Source organism: Bacillus cereus group sp. BfR-BA-01383 (assembly GCF_022663495.1).
In the GTDB taxonomy this organism is placed as follows: Bacteria; Bacillota; Bacilli; order Bacillales; family Bacillaceae_G; genus Bacillus_A; species Bacillus_A cereus_AU.
In genome coordinates, this window is sequence record NZ_JAKUFP010000023.1 from 58,967 (window position 1) to 68,881 (window position 9,915).

A 9,915-nucleotide genomic window follows, 5' to 3' on the forward strand; every position below is an offset into this window, starting at 1 on the left:
CATAACTCCTTATAAATTCAATCAGTCCACTGTAAAAATTCGCCAATTATCATTATATCTCCTGCACACTACATATATAATATTGAATGTATTTTCTAATCTTGCAGCTCTATCCATCCATCCCGCAATATCCCCATAATGATACGATCAAAACACTTTCCATCTCTTTGAACTGCTTCCCTCATACACCCTTCCATCTGAAAACCCATCTTTTTGTACAGTGCAATGGCTGCTTTATTATAAGAAATAACATCGAGGCCAACGCGGTGTAAATTCATTTCATAGAAAGCGTACTTTAAAATAAGATGTATTGCTTCTCTTCCATATCCCTTCCCTCTATCATTTGCATCTCCTATACCAATTGCTAATAAACCTGTTCTGTTATTCCACTCTATGCCATGAATTGCAACAAAACCAATTAAGCGATCATCTTGAACTGTTCTTAACATGAAAGAAACACTATTTGATCTTCGTCTCTTTAATAGTCCATCACTCGCTATTTCATGTAACGATTGTGGGAATGCCATATCTGTATCTATATTTCTTAAATATTCACTATCCTCTTGCCACGTAGCCATTACTTTAGCATCTGTTTCTCTAATAGCTGATAATTTAATAGTTTTATTTTGAAAAAGATTCATTGTCATTTCAAACTCCCCCTTTATTAAATAGCGGGGATACTTATTCTAGCCTATTTATCCCCTAGTTCCATAAACTGTTGTATAAACGGGATACTTACAATAAGCGCTGACATCGGCACATCTCCTCTACATTGAATTAAATTCATTGTATAATTTTTTATTTATTCTAACAATAAGAAGACCCTCCAAATTTAGAGGGCCTTTCCTAATAGCAAAACTGTATTATTTCGTAAACATTTTCTCCGCTTCATCCATCGCCATTTTATTTCCTAAAGCAGAATAGTCAAGCCATGGTTGGTCATTAATAATGTATACGTGCTTACCTTTAACAGCTTTTAAGTCTTTCCAAATTGGTGTTTCTTGTAATTGTTTAAATGCAGCTTTCGCTTTATCGTCTCTATTTACAACAACGAAAATCGCATCTGCATCAAAGTCAGGTAATACTTCTTGTGAAATGACTTCGTAAGGACGGTTTCCATCAATTTTCTCCACACCATTTGCAGGTTGTAATCCTAAGTCTTGGAACAAAATTGGTCCCATCGGTCTTTTCGTACTAAATACACGTAATTCTTTTGCAGTCACGCGAATTGCCATTGTTTTTTCGTTATTACCTAACTCTTTATCTATTAAACTTTTCACTCGTTTTGATTGTTCTTCATAGTCTTGAATATATTTATCCGCTTCTTTCTCACGGTTTACAAGTTTACCTACTTCTTTTAAATGATCTCTCCACGTACCTTCATCTAAATTGAAAGAATGTGTTGTTGCAATTTTTTCGTATTTCGCTAAATCTTTGCCAGCATATTTTTCATCAACATAAATTTCAGTTGGCTTTAATTGAAGTAACGCTTCCATGTTTGGATCTGTTGCAACGCCAAGTTTCTTCGTATCTTTCAGTTGCTCTTTTACGTGCGGTAAGAAATCTTTTAAATCTCCACCAATAACAGAACCTACTGGTGTAATTCCTAATGCAAGTAAATCATTCGTTAAGTGAATAGACATTGAAGCAATTTTGGGGTCATTACTTTTTTCCGTTTTTTTAGTTGCCTCTTCATTAGGTTTCGTTTGACCACATGCTGCTAATACTAAAATACACATAATGCTAAATAAAATGGAAAGTTTCTTTTTCATATGTTCTCCTCTTTGAAGTATTTATTTTGTTTTTGTAAGTAAATAAAGAAAATACGGTGCTCCTAAAGCCGCTACTACTACGCCAGCCGGAATAGAGTTTGGCTCGAATACAGAACGACCTATCGTATCTGCGAGTACTAAAATAATCATTCCAATAATGCCAGCTAGCGGTAGGAAGTGCTGATATGTACTACCTACTAACTTCCTTGCAATATGCGGAGAAACTAAGCCGATAAAGCCAATTCCCCCTGCCATTGATACACTTGCACAAGACAATCCTACCGCTGTAGCTAAAAGCAATAACCGTTCTTTTTGAACAGATACACCAAGTCCTGCTGCTACACTATCGCCTAGTGACAGTGCATTTAACGTTTTAGATTTCAGCCATGCATACGGAGTTAGTATCAAAATCCAAGGTAATAATGCTAGAACATGAATCCAATCTCTTCCCCACACGTTACCAACTAACCACCTAGAAGCGAATGTATACGTCTCATCATTTAACTTGAGCGAGAAAAATAACGAAAGTGCACTAAAACCAGCTGAAACTGCAATGCCAACAAGAATAAGTTTAATGGGAAGTAAACCTTTTGACCGATCACTCGCAAGCAGAACAATAAGAAATGCAGCTAACACTCCTCCGCCAAATGTAAATAACGGTATTAAAATCGATGCACTCTCGTTAATAGAATGAAAGAGAGTAACGAATACAATAAGCCCGAAAGATGCACCCGAATGCAATCCGAGAATACCGGGGTCTGCGAGTGCATTACGAGATAGCCCTTGCAAAATCGCACCGGAAACCCCAAGGCCAATACCTGCTAACATTGTAATAATTATTCTTGGCATACGATAATCGTACAGCACTGTCGCACTCTCAAAATCACCATAACCAAAAAGCGTTTGAATCACTTTGAGCGGTGTAATGCTCAGTGTACCTGTATTTAAGCTAATCAAAATTACAGCGATACTTATACACCCGAAAATTGTAGTTACAGTAATAGCTCTCTTTTTATCCGTGTTAAAAAGATTCGTCACTTATAATTCACTCCCAACTTTACGTGCTATATAGAGGAAGAACGGAACTCCAGCAAGAGCTACCATAATTCCTATCGCAAGTTCTTTAGGAGGATTTACTGTTCTTGCCCCTAAATCAGCTAACACCAATAACATAGCTCCTAATAATGCTGACATAGGAATAATAAGCCGATAATTAACACCTACTAATTTTCTAGCGATGTGCGGAATGACAAGTCCTACAAATCCAATGGAACCAACAGCTGAAACAGACACACCTGCAAGAATGACTACTATAATTATCCCAAGTATTCTCGTTCGGTTCGTTTTCACACCTAAATTCGTAGCAACATCATCCCCCATTGATATGAGTGAAATAGATCGCCCTAGCACTGTCGCAAAAACAATCGTTATGAGAATAATAGGCACTAAAAGTTTCAAGTGTTCCCACTTAACCCCCGCAACACCACCAGCAAACCAAAACGCTAAATCTTGGCTTAAATCATAATAAATTGCAATACCTGAACTTAATGAGTGTAAAAGCGCTGCCATAACTGCTCCAGCAATCGTTAACCTCATCGGTGTTAACCCTCCTGATGTTGCCGATCCGATAATAAAAATAAGTACGGTACTTAAAACTGCTCCAATAAAGGAAACAATCATTAAGTAGGAATACGGCATATGCGGGAAAAAGGCAAAACTAAGCGTTACTACAAACATCGCACCTGCATTTATTCCGAGCACACCTGCATCAGCTAAAGGATTTCGTGTTACTCCTTGCATAACAGCACCTGCAACTGCAAAAGCAGCTCCTACAACTGCCGCTCCAATTACCCTTGGGAGCCTTAATTCATAAATAATTTGATGCTGCGTTAATTTCGGATTGTAATCAAAAACCGCAGCCCATACCGTTTGCAAATGAATATCCTTTGCACCGAATGCAACGGCTAAAAATATAGATCCCATTAAGCATAAAATTGTTAAGCTCATGAAACATATGAACTTAATATGTATCCAGCGATTATTGCCAGCATGTACAGTAGACTTATGTAACATGTTTCATTTCATCCTTTTTATTCAGTTGTTTTTTATAATTATTTTTTATTTATAATTATTACTGATAATAATTATCATTTTCATTTAGATATTATATCCCCACTTTTTTTAAATAGCAAACTATTTTTTTACTTTGTTAAAATATTAAAATACTTATTACAATTCCCTTCTAAAACTTACAAATACATGCAAAATGATGCGATGTTTTATTTTCAAATTTGTAGTATACTAGATTATTATTTTAATTTTCCGAATAAATATATCGAAGGTGGCACAATGTTCTATATAAAACAACTACTACATTTCACTTACGAGCAGGCATTATCTTGCTTATTCCCAGTCGTCATTTTTTTAACGCTTGCTCTTTCAAAAATCATTTCGATTCCAGGGTTATACCGGTATGATTTCATACTCATCGTATGTCTTCTGATGCAGTGGATTATGTACAAGACTGGACTTGAGACGAAAGACGAATTAAAAGTAATTACTGTTTTTCACCTCATTGGACTTTTACTAGAAATATATAAAGTGCATTTTGGATCATGGAGTTATCCCGAGGAGGCATATTCAAAAATATTCGGAGTTCCACTTTACAGCGGTTTTATGTACGCAAGCGTCGCAAGTTACATATGCCAAGCGTGGAGAAGATTACATTTACAAATGTATCATTGGCCTAAAGCCATTTTTGCCGTACCGTTAGGCGCTATGATTTACTTCAATTTTTTTACACACCATTTTCTATATGACTTTAGATGGGTATTAACTTTACTATTATTCATTGTTTTCTTTCGCACATTTGTAGAATTTTCATTACAAGGCGTTACATATAAAATGCCGCTTGTACTCTCATTTTTCCTTATCGGATTCTTTATTTGGATTGCAGAGAACATCGCAACATTTTTCGGAGCATGGCAATATCCAAATCAACGAGAAGCATGGAACCTCGTTCATCTTAGCAAAATTAGTTCATGGTTTTTACTCGTTGTTATTAGCATTATGATTGTTACACAGCTCAAACATTTGAAGCAGTCGAAAAGGTGATGCTGCTTATGTAAAAATATTAAAAACCAACTTATCTTCCCTACTTACCCAATAAAAAAATCCACTCTGTAAAAACAGTTAGCCCATCACTCATTAGAGAGTGATGGGCCTTTTTTGTTAATATTTTTTAAACCGTTCTCATCAAAGGGGTTATAGATTCATCATAATTTACAAGAGCATAAGCAATTGCACATTATGAACTACTACTAGCAGAAGAGGTTACTGCAGATGAAGCGGCAATTGTTGCTATCATAGCTGCCTGTTGTACTTGTATGAGGACTTCTATCATTGTTTGTAAACCTGTGTTGGTAGCTTTACTTTCCTCACCTTTCTGACTTACGAACAGTTGAATACCAATAAGAATATTCGTATCTGTATGCCAACGGAATAATTTCTCCCCCTGCAATTTTTCAATCAATGCTCGAATAGAATGAACCTCTTTTTCTCCATCCTCAAGTAACGCTAGTAGCCCAATAGCTGGGTAATGCATCTGTTTCACTTTTACCTTTTCTTGCTTTAACAAATTCCATATGTTTGTGCATTTTGCAACTAACATTTCTTCCCTGACATCCTTCTTTAGTGAAAGAATATGACTTAAAAATTGAAGATCATTCCCTTTACGCAAGCCAGCTGTCGCTAGTTTCTGATAAAGACGTTCCACTCGGTCCATAAGTGTTTCTACATTCTCTGATTGTCCTGCTAGTAAAACCGCGAGCGGATAATCATTTGTACCTGTAAGAAAAAGATGATCCGCTTTCATGCGTTTATATACTTGTATCGAACGCTGAATGTGTGTGTCATGCTGTCCATTTTCTCCTGTTAAAAGCACAGTTGCTGCGAGATAAGTAAATATACTTCGACTAAAGCCACCAGTGACCAATCGTTCGTATAAATCTAAAAAGGTTCGAAAAGCTTTCTTGTAATCTGTAAAGTGAATATCTAATGTTGCGGCCACCACAAAGCGATGATAAGACTTTAAGTATGAAAACATCCCTACCTGATTCTTAATATAACTACTAATTTCTAAAAAACGTCCGAGATCAAACAATTTATCACTACCTGCATACATAGCAGCAATCATCATTCCTGTTCGAGAATCACTCGTTTTCCATTTTAGCTCTCCCTTTAACTGTGCATATGTATGTGTGTATTGCTCCAACTTTTGTTCCAATATAATCATAGTATTCCCCCCTTTTTCTAGTTCTTCTTTATTATACGTATATTCCATATTTAGGAATACCCTATTTAATACAGATTTTGCAACCTTATACTTTCTTCTGTATTATCTTCAATATTTTTCTATTAAGTAATACAAAAAAATAATAAATACCATAAAAATTAGGATGTTTCTTTATCCTAATAGATTGATTTCCTTTCCTTCTTCATCAGCATCACGATGATAAGCGCTCATAATCCCTAATCCTTCAAGAAGTTCAACAACAAAAAAAGGATAGATAATAAATTATCTACCCTTTTTTGTCTATATATTATTTAACATTACATCTGTATTGTGAAAAATAAGTTTGTAACTACTTACACCTCAATTTTGACAAAACATCTGTGATTTCGTTTTTTATATGCAATTAAACTTTACCCAAAACTAAAGAGCCTTAATAATACGTTCCATCGCCTTCATTTGCCCAATATGATCTGCTTCATGATACAGCATCATACCGTAAAGCTCCCCTACTGTTTCCAATCCTAAAAATGGCTCTGGAAGTTTATTTTCAAATGCTTCTGCTGGAATTTCATGAATGCGCTTTGCTTGTTCTTTTAATTGAGCCGTTAACACTTCTAATGATGGCCCTTCTTTTTCCCATTTAGATGGTCTTGATCCATATCCAAACATACCTGGATATTCAGTTGGTAAGTGTTTAAACTCTCTTCCAAACATGAAAGTTTCTGCTGCACTTAACACGTGACCAATATGCCAGCGAATTGTATTGTTAAAGCCCTCTGGCTGCGTATCCACAGTTTTATCATCTAACGTTTCCATAAATTTAAGCAATGCCCCGCGCGTTAATTCAAATTGTTTTAAACCAACTGTTCTATTCATTTTATCGCTCCCCTTTTTTTATGTACAATTTATTATGAGCTAAGAATGTTCAACTTATTAAAGTTTCACCTTGTTTAATCTATCAGAAACAATTAAGAAATACATCTAATATGCTTACTGAAAACAAAAAAAGGTCCACTCCTCGTAAATATAGAATTATTTACTGCACAAATATTTCAGTAAACAATAGAGGAGTGTAATTGCATGTTAGATGTTTTAAAACAACAATATAATCTTATTAGCTCTACAAGAGAAACTCTATTTACGTTTTTAGAAGATATTCCACGAGGAAAATTGCACAGCACAGTTCCTAATTTCGGAAGTGGCAACATTATAAAAACCCATATTCATGTGGCTGATTGCTATCGATATTGGCTCGGATCATTCGCATTTAAGCAAAAACGAGCAGATTTTTTATTTGCTAGCGACTATGAAATTGAGCAGGCAGATGTTGCGAAAGTTCGCGCTAGATTTAACTTAGTCGATGAGGTTGTACAGCATTTTTTAGATGAATACAATGGCAGGTGGCTTGAAAATATAGCAAATGAAGTGAAATGGCAAAAAGAACCTTGGAGCACAACTCCACTATGGCTTTTAACTCATACGGAGACACATGAATTTCATCATAAAGGCCAAATCGTATCTATGGCTCGTCACCTTGGATATATCCCTCCTGACACAGACCTTAATTAATTACTACAACTGAACTTAATAAACACAAAAAAGAAAGAGCATGTTTTTTAATCTTTTTCAAAACATGCTCTTTCTTTCCGTAAATAAGTTAATCGTTTATTATATTACTTGTTCACCTATAACACCTGCTAATTAAAAGACTCCCTCGTTACATTAATAAATTGCTGTAACGGCGCTGTCATCCATTTATCTTTATGCCAAGCGATTTGCGTATAAATTGGATCGATTGTATTTTCTAAATGTAACTCTTTTATCGTCCCTTCTCGTATATCTTTTTCTACAACTATCGCTGGTAAAACGGCTATACCTAAATCGGCTATAACACATTGTTTAATTGCCTCTACACTAACAAACTCAATCTTATTTGCTGGATATACGTCTTCTGCACGAAATAACTCTTCAAATAACGTCCGATACGAGCAACCGAGTTCTGTTAATAAAAGTGTCTCACTCTCTAAATCTTTTGTAGAAACGGAAGGTTGTTCAAGCAAACGGTGCCCTGGAGCAGCTACTACTTTTAATTCTTCTTTCATAAGCGGCTCCACATGCAAAACATCTTCTGTTTTACATTCATCCAAAATAAATGCAAGGTCTAATTTCCCCTCCATTAATTGTTCCTTCGCATCTTTATTGGAATGCGCTGGTTTAAATATAAGCTTTATTTGAGGAAATTGTGCCTTAAACCTCTTTAATATAGATGGAAGCCTATATGTACACTGACTTTCTTGTGCACCAATTATTAACGTACCTGCTATTTCTTCATCATCTTTCACAGCCATTTTTGCTTCGTTACTGAGCGCAATCATCTTATCCGCATATAGTTGAAACTTCCTTCCTGCTTCAGTTAAGAAAAGACGTTTTCCTAATCTCTCAAATAACGGCGTATCGAGCTCAGCTTCTAACGTTTTAATTTGCGCCGTTACGCTCGATTGAGCAAAATTTAATTTCTTCGCAGTTTGTGTAAAGTTCAAAGTCTCTGCCGCTACTTTAAATGTAATTAATTGTTTTATCTCCATTTATCATCCCCCTTTTCAATCGATATTTCCGATTGATTTTATCGAAATAATCTTCTTTTCCTATTGATATTTGTATTGTATGATAAAGAGCATCGACAAACAATATAAATGGAGGTATTCCATATGAAAGCACTTTGTTTCGAAACATTCGGAGACGCTAATGTACTACAATATAAAGAACTAAATGATCCAATCATAAATCCAAATGAAATTCTTGTACGCACGAAAGCAATCGGTTTAAATTTTGCTGATATTTATAGACGCCGCGGCGATTATCATCTCGCTGGCAACCCGCCTTATATATTAGGTTATGAAGGGGCTGGAATTGTTGAAAAAGTAGGAGCTAACGTTACTACTATCAATGCTGGAGACCGCATTGCATTTGCGGATGTTCCATTTGCAAATGCAGAATTAGTTGCCGTTCCATCAGAAAAAGCAATCCCGCTTCCAGATTCTATCTCTTTTGAAACAGCTGCTTCTGTCTTATTGCAAGGTCTAACAGCACATTATTTAACGAAAGATAGCTATCAAATAAAACAAGGTGATATAACTTTAGTACACGCTGCGGCTGGCGGCGTTGGTCAACTACTTATTCAAATGATTAAACTACAGGGCGGAACAGTAATCGGCCTCACTTCATCAAACGAAAAAGCAAAGGTAGCCACATTGGCTGGTGCCGATCACGTATTTTTATATACGGAAGCATGGCCTACGAAAGTACTTGAAATAACAAATGGTACTGGAGTAAGTGTTGTATATGAATCAGTAGGTTCTACATTAGAAGAAAGTTTTAACGCTACTAAAATTGGTGGTACTGTCGTATTTTACGGAATGGCTGGTGGTAATCCTGCGCCTGTTGATCCACGTATGCTTATGGATACTTCAAAAACTTTAACTGGCGGAGACCTTTGGAACGTGCTTACTACTTTTGAAGAACGTAAGCAGCGCTCTACTCAATTATTTGATTGGATCGCTAGTGGAAAATTAAACATCGCGAACCCTACTACATTCTCTTTACAAGACGGTGCCCGTGCTCATGAATTATTAGAAAGCCGTAAAAGTACTGGGAAGATTTTATTAATCCCATAATTCACAAAATGAAAAGGAAGCTAGATTTCTCTACCTTCCTTTTCTTATTTCTATTTGAGATAGTATTATATTTCCACACTTTCTTTCCGATACGATAAACTTAACTAAATCTATACAATTCAATCAAATTTACACAAGTTAGTGCTTCATCGTGTTCTCGCAACCCCGAAGGGAC

The 9,915-nt window shown here is 35.8% G+C and carries 10 protein-coding genes; 3 read left to right on the top strand and 7 right to left on the bottom strand.

The window, feature by feature from the left end:
• Positions 1-95: 95 nt before the first annotated feature.
• The 4 genes from MR065_RS19140 to MR065_RS19155 all read right to left on the bottom strand — a co-directional run bounded on the left by MR065_RS19140 (position 96) and on the right by MR065_RS19155 (position 3,845).
• Complete coding sequence (locus MR065_RS19140) at positions 96-647, bottom strand: GNAT family N-acetyltransferase (RefSeq protein ID WP_242214746.1); 552 nt, start codon at positions 645-647, stop codon at positions 96-98.
• Between the two features lie 216 nt (positions 648-863).
• A complete protein-coding gene (locus tag MR065_RS19145) occupies positions 864-1,772 on the bottom strand; it encodes an iron-hydroxamate ABC transporter substrate-binding protein (RefSeq protein WP_242214747.1) in 909 nt (302 codons plus the stop codon).
• 21 nt (positions 1,773-1,793) lie between these two features.
• Entirely contained in the window at positions 1,794-2,810 is a 1,017-nt protein-coding gene (locus tag MR065_RS19150; RefSeq protein WP_242214748.1) for a FecCD family ABC transporter permease, read from the bottom strand.
• Positions 2,811-3,845 (bottom strand): FecCD family ABC transporter permease, encoded by a 1,035-nt coding sequence (locus MR065_RS19155; RefSeq protein ID WP_242214749.1) that lies wholly within the window; start codon positions 3,843-3,845, stop codon positions 2,811-2,813.
• 276 nt (positions 3,846-4,121) lie between these two features.
• On the opposite strand from MR065_RS19155, the gene MR065_RS19160 reads away from it, so the two are divergent.
• Entirely contained in the window at positions 4,122-4,886 is a 765-nt protein-coding gene (locus tag MR065_RS19160; protein WP_242214750.1) for a DUF817 domain-containing protein, read from the top strand.
• A gap of 193 nt (positions 4,887-5,079) precedes the next feature.
• Here MR065_RS19160 and MR065_RS19165 read toward each other — a convergent pair whose 3' ends face one another.
• Positions 5,080-6,114: a DUF4003 domain-containing protein gene (locus tag MR065_RS19165; protein WP_242214751.1), complete on the bottom strand. Its 1,035-nt coding sequence runs from the start codon at positions 6,112-6,114 to the stop codon at positions 5,080-5,082.
• A gap of 372 nt (positions 6,115-6,486) precedes the next feature.
• Entirely contained in the window at positions 6,487-6,942 is a 456-nt protein-coding gene (locus tag MR065_RS19170) for a DinB family protein (protein ID WP_242214752.1), read from the bottom strand.
• Positions 6,943-7,146: 204 nt separating this feature from the next.
• Between MR065_RS19170 and MR065_RS19175 the strand changes: the two genes are divergently transcribed.
• A complete protein-coding gene (locus MR065_RS19175; protein WP_242214753.1) occupies positions 7,147-7,635 on the top strand; it encodes a DinB family protein in 489 nt (162 codons plus the stop codon).
• A 128-nt stretch (positions 7,636-7,763) separates the two neighbouring features.
• On the opposite strand, the gene MR065_RS19180 is transcribed toward MR065_RS19175, so the two are convergent.
• A complete protein-coding gene (locus MR065_RS19180; protein WP_242214754.1) occupies positions 7,764-8,651 on the bottom strand; it encodes a LysR family transcriptional regulator in 888 nt (295 codons plus the stop codon).
• A gap of 123 nt (positions 8,652-8,774) precedes the next feature.
• Here MR065_RS19180 and MR065_RS19185 point away from each other — a divergent pair, with 123 nt between their 5' ends.
• Positions 8,775-9,740 (top strand): quinone oxidoreductase family protein, encoded by a 966-nt coding sequence (locus tag MR065_RS19185; RefSeq protein WP_242214755.1) that lies wholly within the window; start codon positions 8,775-8,777, stop codon positions 9,738-9,740.
• Positions 9,741-9,915 lie beyond the last annotated feature (175 nt).